This is a genomic window from Candidatus Tectomicrobia bacterium (genome assembly GCA_016192135.1).
Lineage (GTDB): Bacteria > UBA8248 > UBA8248 > UBA8248 > UBA8248 > 2-12-FULL-69-37.
Genome location: JACPUR010000004.1, coordinates 88409 through 109726, shown reverse-complemented (window position 1 = coordinate 109726; position 21318 = coordinate 88409). Strand labels below are relative to the sequence as shown.

18 protein-coding genes and 1 riboswitch are annotated in these 21318 nt (G+C 69.4%); of the genes, 16 read left to right on the top strand and 2 right to left on the bottom strand.

Features of this window, described 5'->3' with window-relative positions:
* Positions 1-31: 31 nt before the first annotated feature.
* Both HYZ11_03030 and HYZ11_03025 read right to left on the bottom strand, forming a co-directional pair.
* Positions 32-1708 (bottom strand): thiamine pyrophosphate-binding protein, encoded by a 1677-nt coding sequence (locus tag HYZ11_03030; GenBank protein MBI3126559.1) that lies wholly within the window; start codon positions 1706-1708, stop codon positions 32-34.
* Between the two features lie 130 nt (positions 1709-1838).
* The gene (locus HYZ11_03025; protein MBI3126558.1) at positions 1839-2078 is read right to left on the bottom strand and encodes an Lrp/AsnC ligand binding domain-containing protein; all 240 of its coding nucleotides are present in this window, start codon (positions 2076-2078) and stop codon (positions 1839-1841) included.
* Positions 2079-2416: 338 nt separating this feature from the next.
* On the opposite strand from HYZ11_03025, the gene HYZ11_03020 reads away from it, so the two are divergent.
* From HYZ11_03020 to HYZ11_02945, 16 genes are all read left to right on the top strand, one after another.
* Positions 2417-3619, top strand: coding sequence for a TRAP transporter substrate-binding protein (locus tag HYZ11_03020; GenBank protein ID MBI3126557.1), 1203 nt, complete (start codon positions 2417-2419; stop codon positions 3617-3619).
* A 105-nt stretch (positions 3620-3724) separates the two neighbouring features.
* Positions 3725-4357, top strand: a complete 633-nt coding sequence (locus HYZ11_03015) for a TRAP transporter small permease subunit (protein MBI3126556.1) — start codon at positions 3725-3727, stop codon at positions 4355-4357.
* Entirely contained in the window at positions 4354-5712 is a 1359-nt protein-coding gene (locus HYZ11_03010; protein ID MBI3126555.1) for a TRAP transporter large permease subunit, read from the top strand. The genes HYZ11_03015 and HYZ11_03010 overlap by 4 nt, the downstream gene beginning before the upstream one ends.
* 45 nt (positions 5713-5757) lie before the next feature.
* Positions 5758-7086, top strand: coding sequence for an amidase (locus tag HYZ11_03005; protein MBI3126554.1), 1329 nt, complete (start codon positions 5758-5760; stop codon positions 7084-7086).
* A 97-nt stretch (positions 7087-7183) separates the two neighbouring features.
* A complete protein-coding gene (locus tag HYZ11_03000) occupies positions 7184-7357 on the top strand; it encodes a hypothetical protein (GenBank protein ID MBI3126553.1) in 174 nt (57 codons plus the stop codon).
* A gap of 153 nt (positions 7358-7510) precedes the next feature.
* Complete coding sequence (locus tag HYZ11_02995; GenBank protein MBI3126552.1) at positions 7511-8947, top strand: NAD-dependent succinate-semialdehyde dehydrogenase; 1437 nt, start codon at positions 7511-7513, stop codon at positions 8945-8947.
* A 177-nt stretch (positions 8948-9124) separates the two neighbouring features.
* Positions 9125-10309 (top strand): alanine--glyoxylate aminotransferase family protein, encoded by a 1185-nt coding sequence (locus HYZ11_02990; protein MBI3126551.1) that lies wholly within the window; start codon positions 9125-9127, stop codon positions 10307-10309.
* A gap of 22 nt (positions 10310-10331) precedes the next feature.
* The gene (locus tag HYZ11_02985) at positions 10332-10547 is read left to right on the top strand and encodes a twin-arginine translocase TatA/TatE family subunit (protein ID MBI3126550.1); all 216 of its coding nucleotides are present in this window, start codon (positions 10332-10334) and stop codon (positions 10545-10547) included.
* Between the two features lie 15 nt (positions 10548-10562).
* Positions 10563-10666, top strand: a riboswitch (molybdenum cofactor riboswitch).
* A gap of 156 nt (positions 10667-10822) precedes the next feature.
* Positions 10823-12028 (top strand): molybdopterin molybdotransferase MoeA, encoded by a 1206-nt coding sequence (locus tag HYZ11_02980; protein ID MBI3126549.1) that lies wholly within the window; start codon positions 10823-10825, stop codon positions 12026-12028.
* A 37-nt stretch (positions 12029-12065) separates the two neighbouring features.
* The gene (locus HYZ11_02975) at positions 12066-14015 is read left to right on the top strand and encodes a molybdopterin biosynthesis protein (GenBank protein MBI3126548.1); all 1950 of its coding nucleotides are present in this window, start codon (positions 12066-12068) and stop codon (positions 14013-14015) included.
* The gene (gene moaA / locus HYZ11_02970) at positions 13957-15006 is read left to right on the top strand and encodes a GTP 3',8-cyclase MoaA (protein MBI3126547.1); all 1050 of its coding nucleotides are present in this window, start codon (positions 13957-13959) and stop codon (positions 15004-15006) included. The genes HYZ11_02975 and moaA overlap by 59 nt, the downstream gene beginning before the upstream one ends.
* 148 nt (positions 15007-15154) lie before the next feature.
* Positions 15155-16372, top strand: a complete 1218-nt coding sequence (locus tag HYZ11_02965) for an efflux RND transporter periplasmic adaptor subunit (GenBank protein MBI3126546.1) — start codon at positions 15155-15157, stop codon at positions 16370-16372.
* 13 nt (positions 16373-16385) lie between these two features.
* The gene (locus HYZ11_02960) at positions 16386-19556 is read left to right on the top strand and encodes an efflux RND transporter permease subunit (protein MBI3126545.1); all 3171 of its coding nucleotides are present in this window, start codon (positions 16386-16388) and stop codon (positions 19554-19556) included.
* A gap of 81 nt (positions 19557-19637) precedes the next feature.
* Positions 19638-20384: a ribonuclease PH gene (gene rph, locus HYZ11_02955; GenBank protein ID MBI3126544.1), complete on the top strand. Its 747-nt coding sequence runs from the start codon at positions 19638-19640 to the stop codon at positions 20382-20384.
* Complete coding sequence (rdgB, locus tag HYZ11_02950) at positions 20381-21016, top strand: RdgB/HAM1 family non-canonical purine NTP pyrophosphatase (GenBank protein MBI3126543.1); 636 nt, start codon at positions 20381-20383, stop codon at positions 21014-21016. The genes rph and rdgB overlap by 4 nt, the downstream gene beginning before the upstream one ends.
* Positions 21013-21267, top strand: a complete 255-nt coding sequence (locus HYZ11_02945; GenBank protein ID MBI3126542.1) for a hypothetical protein — start codon at positions 21013-21015, stop codon at positions 21265-21267. The genes rdgB and HYZ11_02945 overlap by 4 nt, the downstream gene beginning before the upstream one ends.
* The last annotated feature ends 51 nt before the right edge of the window (positions 21268-21318 follow it).

Sequence of the window (21318 nt, the reverse complement as noted above, 5' to 3'; positions counted from 1 at the left end):
GCTCCCCCCTCCGTTTTCTTGCCTTTGAGGATTAGCTGAACGCCAGCGGCGCGGCGGCGTCGATGTCGCTGATGACGTCGAGGACGACGGGGCCCTTCTTGATGGAGAAGGCCTTGTCGAGGGCGCCCTTGAGGTCGCCCGGCTTCTCGACCCGGATGCCGGTCGCCCCCAGGCTCTCGGCCACCTTGGCCAGGTTCACCTCGTTGAAGCCCCAGAGCTCGAAGCCCTTCTTGGTCTGCTGGCCGCCGTAGGCGCGGTCGAAGCCGCGCTTGGACTGGTTGCCGGAGCGGTTGTCGTTCACCAGGATGACGGCGTTGATGTTCCAGCGGGCGGCCGTCTCGACCTCGCCGATGTGGTAGTAGAAGCCGGCGTCCCCGGTGAAGCAGAGGACGGGCCGCTCCGGCGCGCCGCACTTGGCGCCCAAGGCCGCCGGGAAGGCCCAGCCCAGGTGGCCGGCGCTGCGCATGTAGCCCTGGCCCTGCTTCAGGTCCCACATGCCCCCCATCCACATGCCGGAGTGGCCGGTGTCCACCGCCGCGATGGCGTCCGAGGGAAGGTGCTCCGAGAGCTCCCTGCAGATGCGCTCGGGCCGCATGGGCACCTGCTCGGAGTTGAGGAGCGGGGCGTACTCCTCATAGAACTCCTTGACGATGGCCTGGGCGCGCTCGACCCAGGGCTTGCGCGAGGCGGCGGTCGAGGGGTCGGCGGCCTCGGCCAGCTTCTTGAGGGAGACCTTGGCGTCCCCGTTGACGGCGGCCTTCAGGGGGTAGTTGCGCCCCAGGGTCATGGGGTCGATGTCGAGCTGGATGGCCGGGGTGCCGATGGGGGGGACGGCCCAGAAGTGGGTGGCCATGCCTCCCGCCGAAGAGCCCACGAAAAAGACGAGGTCCGCCTCCTTCACCACCCGGTTGGCGCTCTTGCGGGAGTAGGTGCCCACCACCCCCACCGAGAGGGGGTGCCTGGCCGGGATGGAGTCCTTCCCGTTCAGGGAGGTGGCGACGGGGATCTGGAGCTTCTCGGCGAGCTCGAGGAGCTCCTTCGAGGCGCCCGAGGCGCGCACCCCGCCGCCCGCGACGATGACGGGCTTCCGGGCCGCGCCGAGGAGCCTCGCCGCCTCGCGCACCTTGGCCGGGTCGGGCTCGGGCCGGAAGGGCGACACGCGGGAGAACTCGGGCTCGACGCGCACCTCCATGTCCGCCTCCTCGGCGTCGAGCTGGCCCTCGTTCCCGGCGAACTGGAGGTGCACCGGCCCGGGCGAGCCCGTGGTAGCGGCGCGGAAGGCCTGGCAGAGCATGTCCGGGATGCGGGCCACGTTGTCCACCGTGGCGTTGAACTTGGTCACGGGCTCGAAGGAGGGCACGTCGTCCACCTCCTGGTACACGCCCCGGAACTTGGTGGCGGCGGAGCGGCCCCCGGTGAAGGCGATGACGGGGGAGCGGGCGAGCCAAGCGTCCCGCAGGCCGGCGGCCAGGTTGAGGGCCCCGATGACCTGGGCGCCGCACACCCCGGGACGGCCCGAGGCGCGGGCGTAGCCGTCGGCCATGTAGGCGGCGGCCTTCTCCCCGTGGGTGACCACGCGGTTGATCTGGGTGCGCTCCTCCATCTCCACCATGGTGCGGCGCAGGATGGCCGGGACGTGGAACAGATGGGTGACGCCGTAGCCCTTGAGCGCCTCGGCGAGGTATTGGGCGCCGGTCATCTTCGGCATTCTATTTCCTCCGGTCGATAAGTCGGGATGATGGCTGGGGTGGACCCGGCGGGATTCTCTCACAGGACGCCGCCCGCCTCCAGGCGCGCAGGCCCCCCGGACCGGCGGCCCGCCGGAGAGGCGCAGGAGGCTACTTGAAGGCGCTGAAGGCGAGGAGGGTGTGGCTCCGCCGCAGGCCCGGGATCCGCTGGATGCGCCCGGTGATGATGCCCGGCACGTCGTCCATGGACTCCACCACCAGCTTGGCCAGGATGTCGTACTCCCCGCTGATGGAATAGACCTCGTGGACGGGCTCGATCTCGATGAGAGAATCCGCCACGGCCTCGGCCCGGCCGGGCTCCACTTCTATCAGGGCGAATGCGGCGCGCACGGGCGTCCCTCCTGTTCCGGGAAAAGGACCGAAGCGGATGAATTCCACCAGAACGCCGCCCGGAGCCTCACCGGCCGAAGACGGCTCGGGAGGGAATGGCCCAGGGCCGGGAACAGAACCCGGCCCTCAAGGGTTTATTTCTTGACACCCTTGATGTGCTTAAAGTATAAGCGATCATCTCTTTTATGTGAATTGCAGCGGCCTCTTAGGCGAACTCTTTTCTCTCCCCCCTCCCTGCAGGGAGAGGGGAAGGCAGGGGCATGGGGGCCCGCATCTTTTTGCTGCGTGTTTCGATGGCGCGGTGAGGGGGCGTTTCTGTTTCTAAGGAGGGTTTCGAGATGGCACCCGAGGGGCAGAAAGCGAAAGGCAATGCCGGGATTTCCCGCCGATCGGTCATCGCGGGCGTAGGAGGCCTCATCGCCGGGGGGGTCGTCGGCTACGCGGCCGGCAGGAAATCCGCGCCGGCCACTCCTCCCGCCTCCGCTCCCAAGGCGGTGGAAGCGCCGATGGTTTCCCGGGCACAGACGGTCACGCTGAAGATGCAGGGAGCCTGGGGCGCGAAGGACATCTTCAACGAATTCGCCGAAGACTACGTGAAGCGCGTCAACGAGATGGCCGGAGGGCGGCTCAAGATCGACTATCTGGTCGAGGGGGCCGTGGTGAAGGCCTTCCGCGTCCAGGACGCCGTGCACCGGGGGGTGCTCGACGCGGGCCACCAGGTGACGGTCTACTGGTACGGCAAGAGCAAGGCGGCCTCGCTGTTCGGGACGGGGCCCGTCTTCGGGCAGAACGCCCACCACATCCTCGCCTGGATCGCCTACGGCGGCGGCCAGAAGCTCTACGAAGAGCTCATCGAGAAGCTGGGCCTCAACACCGTCGGGTTCTTCTGCATGCCGATGCCGACCCAGCCGCTCGGATGGTTCAAGACCCCCATCACGGACGCCAAGCAGATGGAGGGCCTCAAGTACCGGACGGTGGGACTCGCGGCCGACCTGTTCCAGGCGATGGGCGTCAAGGTGACCCAGCTCCCCGGCGGCGAGATCGTCCCCGCGCTCGAGCGCGGCGTCATCGAGGCGTTCGAGTTCAACAACCCCACCTCCGACCGCTCCTTCGGCGCCCAGGACGTGAGCAAGGTCTACATGATGGGCAGCTACCACCAGGCGGCGGAGTTCTTCGAGATCATCTTCAACAAGGCCAAGTACAACTCCCTCCCCAAGGAGCACCAGGCCATCCTCAAGTACGCGGCCGAGGCGGCCTCCTCGAACAACTACTGGAAGGGGCTCGACCGCTACTCGGCCGACCTCGAGTGGCTGCGGGATAAGGCGGGGGTCAAGATCATCCGCACGCCGACCGCGGTCATGCAGGACCAGCTCAAGGCCTGGGACAAGATCATGCCGGAGCTGGAGAAGGACGAGTTCTTCAAAAAGGTGACGGCGTCGCAGAAGGCCTTCTCGAAGCGAGTGGCCTACTACGAGCTGTTCAACTCGGCCGACTACAAGCTGGCGTACGAGCACCACTTCGGGAAGCTCGGCTTCGTCTAGGCCGCGGCCCGGAACCGGAAAGAACCTTGCCAGCGCGCAGCGGGGCGGCGCCCATGCGCCGCCCCGCCCGCGTGAGGACCCGCCCCCCCTTGAGAGAGCGTCCGCATGCAGAGGGTTCTCCTGTACATCGACAGCCTCAGCCTGAAGGTCGGTCACGCCTTCGCCTGGTGCATCCTGTTGCTGACGCTCGCCGTTTGCTACGAAGTCATCCTCCGCAAGATATTTCGCAATCCCACAGCTTGGGCCTTCGACGTCAGCTACATCATGTACGGCACGCTGTTCATGATGGGAGGGGCATACGCCCTCTCGCGGGATAGTCATGTGCGCGCGGATTTTCTCTTCCGTCTTTGGCCCCCGCGCGTCCAGGCGGGAGTCGAGTTCGTGCTGTACATCATATTTTTCTTCCCCGGCGTTCTGGCCTTGGTGTATTCCGGGTACGACTTTGCCCGGGAGTCCTGGAGTTACAGGCCTTATGGCCCGGCCGGCCCGGTCGGCGAGATCAGCATCAATAGCCCGGTGGGGGTGCCGGTTTCTCCCCTCAAGACGGTGATCCCGGTCGCGGCTTTTTTCCTTCTGCTCCAGGGGATCGCCCAGATCATCCGCTGCGCCATTTGCCTGAGGACGGGAGAGTGGCCGCCCCGGCTGCACGACGTGGAGGAGACGGACGTCGCGCTCAGGGCCGCGATCGAAGCCAGGAAGCGGCGGGAGGCCGAAAAAGCGAAGGGGGCCGGCGGATGAGCAATCCCGAAGTCGCCCTCGTTCAACTGGGAATCTTCATCTTCCTCATCATGCTGGGCTTCCCCATCTGCTTCACCCTGATGGCCCTGGGGGTGGCTTTCGGCTACTACGCCTACGCCTTGCCCGACCAGATGCAGAACATCTTCGCGAACCGGATCTTCGATCTCCTCGTGAACCAAACCTACTCCGTGATGACGAACGATGTCCTGGTGGCGATCCCGCTGTTTCTCTTCATGGGCTACATCGTCGAGCGCGCCAACATCATTGACCGGCTCTTCTACAGCATGAGCATCGCGGCGAACAGGGTGCCCGGCTCCTTGGCGGTGGCCTCGCTTGCGACGTGCGCCCTGTTCGCCACGGCCACCGGCATCGTCGGCGCCGTGGTGACGTTGATGGGGCTGCTCGCGTACCCCGCCATGCTGCGGGCGGGCTACGACCACAAGCTGTCCGCCGGCGTCATCTGCGCGGGCGGCTGCCTGGGCATCCTGATCCCCCCGAGCATCCTGCTCATCGTCTATGGCGCCACGAGCGGCATCTCCGTGGTCAGGCTTTACGCGGGCGCCATGTTCCCGGGGCTTTTGCTGACCAGCCTCTATATTCTCTACGTGGTGGGCAGGGCCATCCTGAACCCTTCCCTCGCCCCGAAGCCCCCCAAGGAAGAGTCGGATATCCCTTTTCTTCAGGTTGCCTGGTTGCTCATCACGTCGTTCGTCCCGCTTTCGGTTCTCATCATCGGGGTTCTGGGGGCCGTCCTTTTTGGTTTTGGAACGCCCTCGGAGGCCGCGGCGGTGGGGTCGGGCGGCGCCTTGCTGCTCGCCGCGGGCTACCGGGAGCTCACCTGGGAGCGCCTGAAAGAGTCGGTCTTCCTCACCGTGCGTACCTCGGCCATGGTGTGCTGGCTCTTCGTCGGCTCGGCGACCTTCGCCTCCGTGTTCGCGTATTTGGGGGGGGAAGCCTTCATCAAGCAGTTCGTCGAGGGGTTGAATTTGTCGCCCTTCCAGTTCCTCCTTGTGGCGCAGGTCATCATCTTCCTGCTGGGCTGGCCGCTTGAGTGGACGGAAATCATCATCATCTTCGTGCCCATCTTTTTGCCGCTGGTGGATCACTTCAAGATCGATCCCCTTTTTTTCGGCATCCTGGTGGCCCTCAATCTCCAGACCGCATTTCTGAGTCCTCCGATGGCCATGGCGTGCTTCTACCTCAAGGGAATCGCCCCTCCGCATGTTTCGTTGGCGGATATCTTCCGGGGGGCCATGCCGTTCATGGTCATGGTGATTATTTCCATGGTGCTGCTCTACATCTTCCCGGGAATCGCCATGTGGCTGCCCGATCAAGTCTACGGAGTTGCAAAATAGCGCTTGCCCCGCGCTTCTTGGGGGCCATTCCCACCTAGGAAGAGCATGGAACTTATCCAGATGACGGCCGGCCAGGCGGCGGAGGCCATCCGCTCCGGCCAGATCGCCTCCGAGGAGCTGGTGCAGGCCTGCCTGGACCATACCGCGGCGCTGGAGGAGCGGGTGGGCGCCTGGGCCTTCCTGGACCGCGGCTTGGCCCTCGCCCAGGCGCGCGCGGCGGACTTGGCCCGGAAGGAAGGCCGGGCCCTCGGTCCGCTCCACGGGGTGCCGGTCGGCGTCAAGGACATCTTCGACACCCACGACATGCCCACCGAGGACGGTACCGTCCTCCACGCCGGCCGGCAGCCCCTGGCCGACGCCACGGCGGTGGCCCTGCTCCGCCAGGCCGGGGCCGTCATCATGGGCAAGACCGTCACGACCGAGCTGGCCGTCTACTCCCCGGGAAAGACGCGGAATCCGCGCGACCCCGAGCGGACCCCGGGGGGCTCCTCGAGCGGCTCGGCCGCGGCCGTCGCGGCGGGCATGGTGCCCGTGGCCATCGGGACCCAGACTAACGGCTCGACCCTCCGCCCTGCTTCTTACTGCGGGATTTACGGCTACAAGCCCTCCCACGGGCTGATCTCCCGCCACCACATGCTCCAGCAGTCGCGGCCGCTGGACCACGTCGGCGTGTTCGGGCGCACCCTCGAGGACGTGGCGCTCGCCGCGGAGCCGATGATGGCGTACGACGAGCACGACCCCGACACGCTGCCCCGGGCACGGCCCTCCCTGGTCCAGGCGGTGGCCTCGGAGCCCCCCCTGCCGCCCCGCCTGGCCTTTATCAAGACCCCGGTGTGGGAGAAGGCCGACGAGGACACCCGCGCCGCCTTCGCCGAATTGATGGAGCACTTGGGGGAGGACGCGGAGGAGGTGCAGCTCCCCGAGGTCTTCGGCAACGCGGTGGAATGGCACCGGATGATCCTGGAGCCGGACCTCGCCCGGAACTTCGAGCGGGAATACGCCCACGGCAAGGAAAAGCTGAGCCCCATCCTCCGGGAGATGATCGAGCGCGGGCAGAAGGTGCCGGCCGTGGACTACAACCGCGCCCTTGAGGGGCGGCTCCTCCTGGTCCGCATCCTGGACGAGATATTGAAGTGGTATGATGCCATTCTCACGCCCGCGGCCACCGGCGAGGCGCCCCGGGGCCTGGAGTCCACGGGGAGCCCGGTGTTTTGCACGCTCTGGACCCTTTGCGGGCTGCCGGCGGTGAGCCTTCCCATCCTCGAGGGGTCCGGCGGGCTGCCCATCGGGGCGCAGCTCGTGGCCTCCAAGGGCGGGGACGCCCAACTCCTCCGGACGGCCGGCTGGCTGGCGCGCTCGGTCGAGGGGGGATGAGGGCGGGACGGGGAAGGCGGATGGAGAGCCGCCGGGGCAGGTGCCGCCCCCGGGCGGAGCGCGAGAGCCGCGGGGCACCATGGAGGCTCCGGATACTGTGGGAAACATCGTCAACAGCCTGATTGGCATCGTCCTGGTCGCCCTGTTCTTGGGTATCTATGCGGTCAGCCTGAAGTCCGTCCCCCTGGCGATCATCGTGGTTTTCGTCCTCGCCCTGCTGGGATTCGATTTCGTCCAGGCGGTGATGAAGGAGAACGGCAACCACCGGTAGTTCCCATCCGCTCGCGCGCGGCAAGGCCGCGGCCATCCCGCGGATGTTCCGTCCCGGCCCGCGGGCGGGAACCTCAAGCCGGCCCATCGGCGCCCTTTCGGAGGGGCGCGCGGCGGGCCCAAGGAGGCCGCCATGTGCGCCGAGCATTACTCCATGTACATCAACGGCCAATGGGTCGAGGCGGAGGGGAGGGGGCGGTTCGAGGTCCGCGACCCGGCCAACGGCAACCTGGTGGCCACGGTGGCCGACGGGGGCGTCCCCGAGGTGCGGAGGGCCATCGACGCGGCCCACGCGGCCTTCCCCGGCTGGGCCTCCACCCCGGGCAAGGAGCGGGGGGCGCTCCTCCGGAAGGCCGAGGCCCAGATGAGCGAGCGCCTCGAGGAGATCGCCCGCCTCATGACGCTCGAGAACGGCAAGCCCTTCGCCGAGTCGAAGGGGGAAGTCGGCTTCTCCATAGGCTACTTCAACTGGTACGCCGAGGAGGCGCGCCGCGCCTACGGGGAGACGGTCCCCTCCCCCTTCAAGAACAAGCGCCTGTGGGTGCAGGCCAGCCCGGTCGGGGTGGTGGGGGCCATCACCCCCTGGAACTTCCCGGCGAACATGATCACCCGTAAGATCGCCCCCGCCATGGCGGCGGGCTGCACGGTGGTGCTGCGGCCCGCCTCGGCCACCCCGCTCACCGCCCTGGCCATCGCCCGTGCCTGCCACGAGGCGGGCATCCCGCCCGGGGTGCTGAACGTGGTGACCGGCTCCAAGTCGCGGCCCATGGCGGCCGAGATGATGGAGAATCCCAAGGTGAAGAAGATCGGCTTCACCGGCTCCACCGAGGTGGGCAAGGCCCTCATGGAGCAGGCGGCGAGGCAGATCAAGCGCATCACCTTCGAGCTGGGCGGGAACGCGCCCTTCATCGTCTTCGATGACGCCGACTTCGACGCCGCCGTGGACGGCGCGGTGGCCATCAAATACCTCCGGGTCGGCGGCCAGTCGTGCATCTGCGCGAACCGCATCTACGTCCAGGAGAGCATCGCCCAGAAGTTCACCGAGGCCTTCGTCGCGAAGGTGAAGGCCCTCAAGGTGGGGCCGGGCTTCGAGCCGGGGATGCAGGTGGGCCCCCTCATCAACGAGGAGACCCGCAAGGGGATCCACGCCCTGGTGGAGGACGCGAAGAAGCGGGGCGCGAAGGTGCTGGCGGGCGGCGACTACATGCGCGAGGGCGCCTACGCGAAGGGCTACTTCTACGCCCCCACCGTCATGGTGGACGTGAAGGACGACTGGCCGGTCTGCCAGGAGGAGATCTTCGGCCCCGTGGCCCCCATCCTCACCTTCAAGACCGAGGAGGAGCTCATCCGCCGGGCCAACGACACCATCTTCGGCCTCGCCTGCTACCTCTACACCAAGGACATGTCGCGGGTGGTCCGCGTGACCGAGCAGCTCGACTACGGGCTCATCGGGGTGAACGACGCCGCTGGCTACACCCACGAGATCCCCTTCGGCGGCTTCAAGCAGAGCGGCCTCGGCCGCGAGGGCGGCCGCGAGGGCCTCGAGATGTACCTGGAGGTCAAATCGGTGGTGGTCAACCTGGGGTCCTAAGCTCCGCCTTCCTGGAACAGTCCCCGGATCCTCCCCGGAGGCCCCTCCGTCCGCCCGGCGGAGTGGGCCTCCGGGCATTTCCGCGCCTCCTTCCGTGTGCTAGGATGCCGCCCGTTTTCCCGCCTGCCCGGCTCCCGAGGGCGCCGGGGCTTTTTTCCCCAGCCATGCGAGGACTCAATGACGATCGGCGAGTTGAACCCCCATCTGCGCCTGCTCCTGGGCCCCGGCCCCAGCCCCGTGCACCCCCGGGTCCTCAAGGCGATGAGCACCCACGTCGTGGGCCACCTGGACCCCGACTTCCTGGCCGTGATGGACGACTGCCAGCAGATGCTGCGCGGGCTCTTCAACACCAAGAACCGGGTCACCTTCCCGGTCTCGGGCACGGGCAGCGCCGCCATGGAGGCCTCGGTCTGCAACATGGTCGAGGAGGGCGAGAAGGCGATCATCTGTGTCAACGGGGTGTTCGGCGAGCGCATGGCCGACGTGGCCGGCCGCTACGGCGCCCGGGTCATCCGCGTCGAGGCGCCCTGGGGCAGGCCCATCGACCCGCAGGACGTGAAGAAAGCCCTGGGCGCCCACCCCGACGCGGTGCTGGTGGGCATCGTCCACGCCGAGACGAGCACCGGGGTCCTCCAGCCCATGGAGGAGATCGGCGCTATGTGCCGCAAGCACGGGGCGCTCCTCCTGCTGGACTGCGTCACTTCCCTGGGGGGGGTGCCCGTCGAGCTGGACAAGTGGGGGATCGAACTCGCCTACAGCGGCACCCAGAAGTGCCTCTCCTGTCCGCCGGGCCTGGCGCCCATCACCTTCAGCGAACGCGCCCTGGGCAAGGCCCGCGAGCGCAAGAGCAAGGTCAAGAGCTGGTATTTCGACGTGACCATGGTGGAGAAGTACTGGGGCCAGGAGCGGGTCTACCACCACACCGGCCCCATCACCATGAACTACGCCATCCGGGAGGCCCTGCGGATCGTCTTCGACGAGGGCCTGGAGAAGCGCTTCGCCCGCCACGCCCGGGCCAGCCGGGCCCTCCAGGCGGGGGCCGAGGCCCTGGGGCTCTCCATGTTCGCCCAGGAGGGCTTCCGCACCCCCACCCTCAACACCGTGAGCCTCAGGCCGGGCATGGACGACGGGGCCATCCGCAAGCGCCTCCTGAACGAGTTCGACATCGAGATCGGGGGCGGTTTGGGCGCCGTGGCGGGGAAGATCTGGCGTATCGGCATGATGGGCCACGGAGCCACCCAGGCCAACGTGGTCTACCTCCTCTCGGCCCTGGAGGTAATCTGCCGCCAGATGGGGTATACTGACTCCGTGGGCCGCGCCGTGGCCGCCGCCACCCAGGTGTACGCGGAGGCCGCGGCCTGAGAAGATCGAGGAGCGAGCAGCTATGTTCCCGGCAATCGGTTTTCCCGAGCTTCTGATCATCCTGGCGATCGCCGTCCTGGTCTTCGGGGCCAAGCGCCTTCCGGAGATCGGCTCAGGGCTCGCCAAGGGCATCAAGAGCTTCAAGCAGGGCATGAGCGACGAGCCCGAGAAGCCCGAGAAGACCCAGGTCTCCGGCAAGCAGGAGGGCGGGGGCTCCCCGGGCGCGGGCCACAGCTAAGGAATCCCGGGACCGCGCTCCGAGCGGCCCGCCCTAAGCCCTCCCGGAGGGTACCGGGCGTTCCGCCGACAGGGTTCCGCTGGAAACGGCGGGGCCTCCCGGTCATGGAAAGGAGCGCTGGGCGGGCAACGGGCGCCGCCTCCCCGAGGGGGGAGCGGGCGCCCGCGAAGGTCGAGCCAGCCCCGCGCGAGCGGCGGCTGGCTTTTCTGTTGGCCCGCCGGACGGATGGAGGCAGCCGAGTGGAGTTCTTCAAGGTCGTGTCCCCGGCCGAGGCGATGCGGGCCGTCCAGGGGTTCGCCCCCCTGCCGGCGGAGGAGGTGCCCGCCTTCGAGGCCGTGGGGCGCATCCTGGCGGGGGAGGTGCGGAGCCCGGCCGACCTGCCGGACTTCCCCCGCGCCACCATGGACGGCTACGCCATCCAGGCGGCCGACTCCTTCGGGGCGGGGGAGTCCGTCCCCGCCTACCTGGAGATCGCGGGCGAGGTCCGGATGGGGGAGGCGCCCGGGTTCAAGGTGGGCCGGGGCCGGGCGGCGCGGGTGAGTACCGGGGGGATGATCCCGGAGGGCGCGGACGCCGTGATCATGGACGAGCACACCTCCCGGCCCGACGAGGGGACGCTCGAGGTTCGGCGTCCCGTCTCGGCGGGGGAGAACGTGCTCGCCCCGGGCGACGACCTGCGGAAGGGGGAGGTCATCCTCCCGGCGGGCCGCCGCCTGCGCAGCCAGGACATCGGCGCCTTCGCCGGGGTGGGGGTCGTATTGCTCAAGGTGCGGCGCCGCCCCCGGGTGGCCATTCTCCCGACGGGGGACGAGCTGGTGGACCCGCGCGCCGAGCCCCGGCCCGGGCAGGTGCGGGACATCAACCGCTTCTCCCTCGCCGCCGCCGTGGTCGAGGCGGGGGGGATCCCCGAGACGGAGGACATCCTCCCGGACGATCTCCCCGCCATCCAGGCGCGGCTCCGCGGGGCCGCCGAGCGGGCGGATGTGGTGCTCATCTCGGGCGGGAGCTCGATGGGGGCGCGCGACCACACCGTCGAGGCCATCGACTCCCTGGGGGAGCCGGGGGTGCTGGTTCACGGCATCTCGATCAAGCCGGGGAAGCCCACCATCATCGGGCGCATCCGGCGCGGAAGCGTGGACAAGGCGGTGGTGGGGATTCCCGGCCATCCGGTGTCGGCGCTGATGATCTTCCATGCCTTCGTCCGGCCCATCCTCCGGCAGTTGATGGGGGAGGCCGACTCCTTCGCCGCCGAGGCGGGCCGGGTGACGGCGCGGCTGGCGCGGAACCTCCCCTCCGCCCCCGGGCGGGAGGATCTGGTGCGCGTCACCCTGGAGCGGAAGGACGGCCTCCTCGTGGCCCATCCCCTCATGGGGAGCTCGGCCATGATCTCGACCCTGACCCGGGCGGACGGCTTCCTCACCCTCCCGCTGGAGCGCGAGGGGCTCCCGGCCGGGACGGATGTGCAGGTGACCCTCTACTGATGCGGACGGAGCGGCCATGAACGAGACCTCCCTCCCCATGGCGGGGCGGAAGCTCTACCTGGAGAACATCCCCCGGGAGGAGGCCCTCGCGCGCCTGCTGGAGAAGGCGGGGCCCGCGGCCTCCCTCCCGGCCGAGGAGGTGGAGGTCGCGCGCGCGCTCGGGCGGGTGACGGCGGAGGTGGTCCATGCGGCGCTCTCGAGCCCGCACTTCCACGCGGCCGCGATGGACGGCTACGCGCTGCGCTCCGAGGCCACCTCGGGCGCCTCGCCGGTGCGGCCCCTCAACCTGAGGTTGAACGCTGACGCCTACCCGGTGGACACGGGGGATCCGCTCCCGCCGGGCACCGACGCCGTGGTGATGGCCGAGCACGTCCACGAGCCCGAGCCCGGCCTGATCCAGATCGAGGCCGCCGTGGCACCCTGGTCCCACGTGCGGGTGGCGGGGGAGGACATGGTCGAGGGCCAGCTCCTCCTGCCGCCCGGACACCGCCTCCGGCCCTTCGACCTGGGCGGGCTCCTCGCGGCCGGGGTGGCCCGGGTGAGCGTCCGGAGGAAGCCGCACGTGGCCGTCATTCCCACCGGGGACGAGCTGGTGCCCGCCGGAAGGACGCCCCAGCCGGGCCAGCTCATCGAGTTCAACTCGGTGGTGCTCTCGGGCTGCATCGAGCAGTGGGGGGGCGAACCCCTGGCCTGGCCCATCGTGGCGGACCGCCTCGAGGCCATCGAGGCCGCCGTGAGGGAGGCGCTGGAGCGGGCCGACATCGTGCTCGTCAACGCGGGCTCCTCGGCCGGGCGGGAGGACTACACCTCCGCCATCGTCCAGCGGCTCGGGGAGCTCTTCGTGCACGGGGTGGCCATCTTCCCCGGCAAGCCCACCGTGATGGGCGTCTGCCGGACGGCCTCGGGCGCGGCGAAGCCCGTCATCGGCGTCCCGGGCTATCCGGTTTCGGCCGCCATCGCGGCCCAGGAGTTCGTCCGGCCCCTCATGGCCCACCTGGAGGGAACCGTTCCCGTCGAAGAGGAGGCGGCGGAAGCCGTGCTGAGCCGGAAGAGCGCCTCCCACCTGGGGATGGAGGAGTTCCTGCGGGTCAAGCTCGGGGAAGTGGGGGGGCGGCTGATGGCCCTCCCGGCGAAGCGGGGAGCGAGCGTCATCAGCAGCCTCATCGAGTCGGACGGCGTGGTCCGGATCCCCCCGAACGCCGAGGGAGTGGAGTCGGGCGAGCGGGTGCGGGTCGAGCTGCTTAGGCCCCGGGCCGAGGTGCGGGGCAACATCCTCATGGCGGGGAGCCACGACAACGCCCTGGACCTCCTGGCGGGGGAGCTGCGCCGGCGCTTCCGGGGGGTGAGCCTCTCGGCCTCGGCGGTGGGCTCGATGGCGGGGCTCATCGCCGTGAGGAACGGGGAGGCCCACCTGGCGGGGAGCCACCTTCTGGACCCCAAGACGGGGGAGTACAATTGGAGCTATATCCGCCGCTACCTCAAAGGCCGCGAGGTGGTGGTGGTGAACTTCGTCCAGCGCGAGCAGGGCATCATGGTCCCGCCGGGGAACCCGAAGCGGATCGCCTCGGTGGCCGACCTCACCCGGCCGGGCGTCACCCTCGCCAACCGCCAGCTCGGCGCGGGCACTCGGGTGCTGCTCGACCACCTGCTGGCGAAGGCGGGCATCGAGCCCGCCCGGGTGCGCGGCTACGACCGGGTGGAAACCACCCACGTCGCGGTCGCGATGGCGGTTTCGGCGGGCCGTGCCGACGCGGGCCTGGGCATCCTGGCCGCGGCCCGGATGCTGGGCCTGGACTTCGTCCCCCTGGGCGGGGAGCGGTTCGACTTCGTCGTCCCGGCCGAGCATTGGGAGACGGAGCCCATCCGCAGGCTGGTGGACATCCTGCGGGACGAGGATTTCGCCCGCGCCGTACGGGCGCTGGGCGGCTATGACACGGAACTCACCGGGAGGGTCCTCGACCCTCCCGCCCAGCCACAGGAGGGCTGAAGTGCCCCCCCAACTGTTCGACAACTACGGCCGGGGCCACGACGACCTGCGCATCTCGGTGACCGACCGGTGCAACTTCCGGTGCTTCTACTGCATGCCGGAAGAGGGCATGGAATGGCTCCCGCACGAGGAGGTCCTCACCTACGAGGAGATCGCCCGGGTGGTGCGCATCACCACGGAGCTGGGCTTCGCGAGCTACCACCTGACCGGCGGGGAGCCCCTTCTGCGCAAGGACATCGACCGGCTCATCCGCATGATGCTCGAGATCCAGCCGGACATGGACCTGGCCCTCACCACGAACGGCGTCTCGCTGCCCCAGGTGGCCGGGAGGCTCTATGAGGCGGGGCTCAGGCGGATCAACATCAGCCTGGACACCCTGGATGAGCAAAAGTTCTTCCTCATCACCCGCCGCAACGTCTTCAGGCAGGTGATGGAGGGCATCGAGGCGGCCGCCCGGGCGGGCTTCAGCCCGATCAAGATCAACGCCGTGGCGGTGAAGGGCCTGACCGAGGCCGAGCTCCCCCGCTTCGCCCGCTGGGCGCGGGAGACGGGCTACATCGTGCGCTTCATCGAGTACATGCCCCTCGACGCGGACCGCTCCTGGGAGAGGGGCAGGGTGCTCACGGCCGAGGAGATCCTGGAGGGGCTCTCGGCCGAGGGGGAGCTCGAGCTCACGGGCGGCCACCCCTCCGACCCGGCCACCCGCTACCGCTACAAGGACGGGAAGGGGGAGGTGGGGGTCATCGCCTCGGTCACCCGGCCCTTCTGCCAAGCCTGCAACCGCCTCCGCCTGACAGCGGAGGGGATGGTCCGGACCTGCCTGTTCTCCACCGTGGAGCACAACCTGAAGACCCTCCTCCGCGGCGGGGCTTCCGACGAGGAGATCAAGGTCTGGCTCGCCGGGGTGGTGCGGACCAAGACGCCCGGCCACTTGATCGGCCAGAAGGAATTCGTCCAGCCCGCCCGCACCATGAGCGCCATCGGAGGATGAACGGGCCTCCCCAGCCGGCCGCCAGTCCCGCGCCCAGGCCTTTTTTTCACCCGCTGTGATATATTTGTGGAGTTCATACGTTAGTTGGTAAAGACGCCGCCGGGAAAGGCGGGTGGCCCGGCGGGTCGGCCTTGGAGACCATCTTTCCGTGAAAAGCCTCGCGGTTTGCCTTGCTTTCGTCTCCGCGCTGGCCCTTTTTCATGCCTCCGGCGCCCAGGCGGGCCGGCCTCAGCAGGGCGACCGCCCCCTGCCCGTCCTGGTGGTCGAGGCGGTTTCGGGCCGTCTCGGCCGCAAGGTGACCGCCACCGGCACGCTCTATCCCCTCAGCGAAGTGAAGCTCATGTCCCAGGCCGAGGGCCAGGTGAAGGAGGTCCTGGTCCGGGAAGGGATGCAGGTGAAGCAGGGGCAGCTCCTCGCGCATCTCGACGACACCACCCGCCGGATCGAGCTGGCCCTCGCACGGGCCGAGATGGACGCCGAGCGGGCGAAGCTCGGCGAGGCCGAGGCCAACGCCAAGTCGCGCGAGCCCCTCTACCGCTCGGGCGTCGTGAGCCAGAACGAGTGGATCAAGGTTTCGGCGGAGCTGAACCGCGCGCGGGCCGAGGTGGAGAAGATGCGCCAGAAGGTGAACCTCCTCCGGGCGCAGCTCGAGTACTTCGAGATCCGCTCCCCCATCAACGGGGTAATCACGGAGCGGAAGATGGAGCCGGGCGATCTCGCCATGCCCCGATTCCACATGTTCACCCTGGCGCACGTGAGCACGCTCCGGATGCGCGCCCCGGTGAGCGAGCTGGAGCTGCCCCGCCTGCGCCCGAATCAGCCCGCGGTCGTCGAGCTGGATGCCTACCCGGGCCGGCGCTTCCAGGGCCAGCTCACCGTCATCTTCCCCCAGGTCGATCCCCGCACCCGGCAGGCCCTGACCGAAGTCGAGCTGCCCAATCCGGACGGCACGCTTCGCCCGGGCCTCCACGCGCGGGTTTCCTTCGAGCCCCAGCTCGGCCGCGAAACCGTCGTCATCCCCACCCACGCGGTCGAGTGGAGCGACAACAGCCCGAGCGAGGGGCACGTGTTCCTCCTGGCGCCGGCCCCGCCGGACCGGGGCGCGGGCCCGGGCCAGCGGCGCGCCGAATCCCCCCGGCCCCCGCGCGGAGGCCCCGGCGAGGCGCAGGCGCAGGGCCAGCGCCCGGCCCAGGGCCAGCGGCCCCAGGGGCCGCGCCACGTGGCCCAGAAGCGGAAGGTGAAGCTCGGGGAGAGCGTCGAGGGGCGGGTCGAGATCATCGAGGGGCTCAAGCCGGGCGAGAAGGTCATTGTGAGCGGCATCGGCCAGCTCAAGGAGGGCGCGCCGGTGCGGGTAGTGACCGAATGACCGGAGTCCCCCCGTGTCGCTGAGCCAGCTTTCCATCCGCCGGCCGGTGGGGACCATCATGCTGATGGTCTGCGCGGTCGTGGTGGGTTTCTTCTCGCTCTACCGTCTGCCGGTGGACCTCCTGCCCCGCATCATCTACCCCCGGATATTCGTGGGCGCCGACTGGCCCGGCGCCGACGCCGAGGTCGTCGAGGAGCAGCTCACCAAGATCATCGAGCGCGAGATGGCGACGACGGAGGGCCTCGTCCGCATCTACTCCACCAGCCAGGAGGGGACGATGCGGATTTTCCTGTTCTTCGACTTCAACCGGGACATCAACCTGGCCCTGCAGGACGCCATCACGAAATTCAACGTCGCCCGCCGCAACCTGCCGGACGAGCTTCAAGCCCAGATGCAGAATGCCCGCATCTTCAAGAGCGACCCGGCGCAGATCCCCATCGTGGAATACGCGCTGGCCTCCTCTAGGCTCAAGGGGCCGGCCCTCCAGACCTGGGCGAAGCAGGTGCTCGTCCCCCAGCTCCTGGTGGTGCCGGGGGTGGCCTCGGTGGAGGCCTTCGGCGGGCTGGACGAGGAGGTGCAGGTGCTGGTGGATTTCCCGCGCCTCCAGGGGATGGGGCTCAGCCTGAGCTCCGTCCTCCAGCGGATGCGCGACGAGAACGTGGACGTGGCCTCCGGCCGGGTGGACACGACCGACCGCGAGTACTCGAGCCGCACGGCCGGCAAGCTGCGAAACGCAGGGGACCTCTCCCGCCTCATCTTCCCGACGCCCGACGGCGGCCGCGTGTACCTGCGGGACTTCGCCAAGGTGTCGGACGGGGCGGAGGAGAAGCGCCTCTTCGTCTGGTTCAACGGGCAGGAGAGCGTGAAGGTCATCGTCCTCAAGCAGCCCGACGCCAACACCGTGGCCGTGGTGGACGGGATCAAGGACCGCATCGATTTCCTCGCGCGCTACAAGATCGTCCCCGAGGGCACGTCCCTCACCCCGGTGGGGGACCAGAGCTTCTTCATCCGCACCGCCATCCAGAACGTGCTCTCGTCCGCGGTGGTCGGCGGCATCCTCGCCATCCTGGTGGTGCTGGTGTTCCTGTCGAGCATCAGGCGGACCTTCATCATCGCCCTGTCCGTGCCCATCGCCTCCGTGGCCACCTTCTTCGTCATGTGGGCCCTGGGCCTCACCTTCAACATCTTCAGCCTGGGCGGGCTGGCCCTGGGCGTGGGCATGCTGGTGGACAACGCCATCGTCATGCTGGAGAACGTTTCGCGCCACCAGGCCCAGGGAGGGGACCCCATCGAGGCGGCGGAGCGCGCGGGGCGCGAGGTGGAGAGCGCCATGCTCGCCTCCACCCTGACCAACGTCGCCTCCGTCGTCCCCTTCCTGCTCATCTCCGGCTACGTCTCGCTCCTGTTCCGGGAGCTGATCCTCACCATCACCGTCTCCTTCATCTGCAGCCTGTTCGTGGCGCTCACGCTGGTGGCCATGCTCTCGGGCCGGCTCCTCCAGCTCCCCCAGCGGAGCGGGATCGACCGCTGGCTGATCTTCCGCGCCTTCGCCCGCTTCATCGAGCGGATGAACGCCCTCTACCGGCTCTCCCTCCCGCTGGTCCTCCGCTGGCGGTGGGGCGTCATGGCGGCCCTGTTCGTCCTCTTCGGGCTGAGCTTCACCATCTTCGGCAGGCTGGGGAACGAGCTTCTTCCCGAGACCGACGACGGTCGTCTCAGCGTCTCCGTCCGCTTCAGCCCGGGGACGAAGCTCGAGACCACGAACGCGGCGATCCACCGTATTCATGACATGCTCCAGCGGGACGATCGGGTCGCCCACGTCTTCGCCACCTCGGGCGGGCGGCTCTTCGGCCGGGGCATGGCGCGGAACTCCACGCGGGGAGAGGTGGAGTTCATCCTCAAGAAGGGACAGAACTCGTTCGAGTACCTGGGAAGGCTCCGCCCCCAGCTCGCGCGGCTCGACATCGCCGACGCCCGCATCACCGCTTATAAGACGAGGGTGCGGGGCCTGCGCACCTCGAACTCGACCCACAACAAGCCCTTCTCCCTCGCCGTGCGGGGGGAGGACCTGGACGCCCTCCAGCGCGCCTCGCGCGAGGTGCTGGATCGCCTTCAGGGCATCCCCGGCCTGGTGAACCTGGAACTCGACCAGGAGCAGCGGCGGCCGGAGTTCCTGGTGCGCCTGGACCGCGAGCGGGCCTCGGCCTTCGGCCTTTCGGTCCAGCAGGTGGGCGACACCGTGAACACGGCGGTGGACGGGACGGTCGTCACTTACATCAACCGGCAGGATCGCCGCGTGCCCGTCCGGGTCAAGTTCCAGGAGACCCTGGTCCGCACCGCCCAGGACCTTGAGCGCCTGCCGCTCTTCCCGTCCGGACGCGAGCCCATCCACCTCGGGCACATCGCCCAGGTGCGGATTGGGCAGGGGAGCTCCGAGATCACCCGCATCGACCAGAGCCGCATGGTCGAGATCACCGCCGACCTGGCCGGCCGCTCGCTCGGCGACGTGAGCCGGGACGTGCGGGCCCGCCTCGCCGGCCTCAAGCTCCCGCAGGGCTATTTCGTGCTGCCGGGCGAGGACGAGCAGGCGCTCGAGCGGTCGAACCGGGAGCTCATGGTCCTGGCCGTCCTGGCGGTCTTCCTCGTCTACGTCGTGATGGCCGTACAGTACGATTCGCTCGTCAACCCCTTCGTCATCATGTTCGCCGTCCCGCCGGCGCTCTCGGGGGCCGTCCTCGGCCTCTACCTCACCGGCACTTCCTTCGGCGCGACCGCGCTCATCGGGGTCATCATGCTGGTGGGCATCGTGGTGAACAACGCCATCCTCATGGTCGAGTACATCGAGCAGATCGAGTCGGAGGGCGTGCGCCGCTGGGACGCCATCGTCTCGGGCGCCTCCATCCGCCTGCGGCCCATCCTGATGACCTCCGTCACCACCATCGTCGGTCTCATCCCGCTCGCCCTGGGCTGGGACCAGGGCTCCGAGATGCTCAAGCCCCTGGGCGTGGTCATGCTGTTCGGCCTCTCGGTCTCCACCTTCGTCACCCTGTTCCTCACGCCCTGCCTGTACACCACGGCGCACGGCGGGGTGGACGTCCTGCGGCACTGGGTGGGGCTCGGCGGGGCCCCGGTCTCCGCCTCCCCCTCCACGACGGACGCCCCCTCCGAGCCCCGCAGGGGATAGCGCGTTCCCGGTGGTGCGTTTCCGCCTCCCCCGGTAAGATGCGTCCCGGCCGCCGGTCCGCCCGGCGGGACGGGAGATCCGATGCCGCGCCCGGCCCATCCCAAGTCCGCCGCTCCGCCGCGCGCCGGCCGGCGCGCCCCCGGCGCGCTGCGCCCCGTCCGCTTCGAGCCCGGCTGCATCCGGACCGCCCCCGGGAGCTGCCTCATCGAGATGGGCCACACCCGGGTCCTCTGCACCGCCACGGTGGAGGAGAAGGTGCCCCCCCACAAGAAGGAGAGCGGGGAGGGCTGGGTGACGGCCGAGTACGCCATGCTCCCCGGGAGCGGCAACGTGCGCGTGCCGCGCGAGCGCGCGCGGAGCGGGCGCTCCATGGAGATCCAGCGGCTCATCGGGCGCTCCATGCGCGCGGTGGTGGACCTCTCCCGGCTCGGCCCCCGGACGATCTACATCGACTGCGACGTCCTCCAGGCGGACGGCGGCACGCGCTGCGCCGCCGTCACCGGCGGCTACGTCGCCCTCGCCCACGCGCTGGCCGCGCTGGCCCGCGGGGGAGAGATGGCGAAGAGTCCTCTCACCGGGGCGGTCGCGGCCGTGAGCGTGGGGGTGATCGGGGGCGCGGCCTTCCTCGACCTGGACTACGGCGAGGACTCCCTCGCCGACGTGGACATGAACGTGGTGATGACCGACAGGGGCCGCTTCGTGGAGCTCCAGGGCACGGCCGAGCGGACGCCCTTCGGCCGGCCCGACCTCAACCGGCTCCTGCGGCTCGCCGGGGAGGGCGCCTCCCGGCTCCTCGAGCTTCAGGCGAAGCATCTCCCCTCCGCGTGATCCTCCTGCTCGCGAGCGGAAACCCCGGGAAGGCCCGGGAGGTGGGCGCCGCCCTGGCCGGCCTCCCGGTGCGTGTGGTCACGCCGAAGGAGGCGGGCATCTCCCTCGAGGTGGAGGAAACCGGCTCCACCTACGCCGAGAACGCCCTGCTCAAGGCGGAGGCGGCGTGCCGCGCGGGCGGCCTTCCCGCCCTGGCGGACGACTCGGGCATCGAGGTGGACGCCCTGCCGGGCGAGCTGGGCGTGCGCTCGGCCCGCTTCGGCGGCGAGGGCCTGGACGACGCCGGGCGCAACCGCCTCTTGCTTGAGCGCCTCGCGGGCGTCGAGGAGGCGCGGCGCGGGGCGCGCTTCGTGTGCGTGCTGGCCTTCGTCCGGCCGGGCGGGCGGTTCGGCTTCTTCGAGGGCGAACTCTCGGGCAGGGTGCTCGCGGAGCCGAGGGGGGAGGGCGGGTTCGGCTACGACCCGCTGCTCTACCTGCCCTCCCTGGGGCGCACGGTGGCGGAGCTCGATCTCGAAACCAAGAACCGGATCAGCCACCGGGGGAGGGCCCTCGCGGCCTTCCGCGGGTGGCTGGCCCGGGAGCTGGCGGAAAACCCATATAGGCCCATGCGCGGCCGGAGGAGGACGGGATGAAGGAACGGGTGAACCTGGTTCAGCCTGAGGCGGCCGGCCCCGAGGTGGCCCGCCTCTACGAGGCCGTGACGAAGATGCTCGGGCGGGTGCCGCACTCCTACCGGGCGCTGGCCCGGACGCCGCACGTGGCGCGGGTGATGCTCCCGTTCAACGCGGTGCTCCAGCGGGAGGGGGCGGGCAGCCTGCTCTCGTCGCGCATCAAGGAGATGGCCGTCATCAAGACCAGCAAGGTGAACGGCTGCGCCTACTGACTGGCCCACAACACCGCCCTTGGTCAAGCGGCGGGCATCACCGAGGATCAG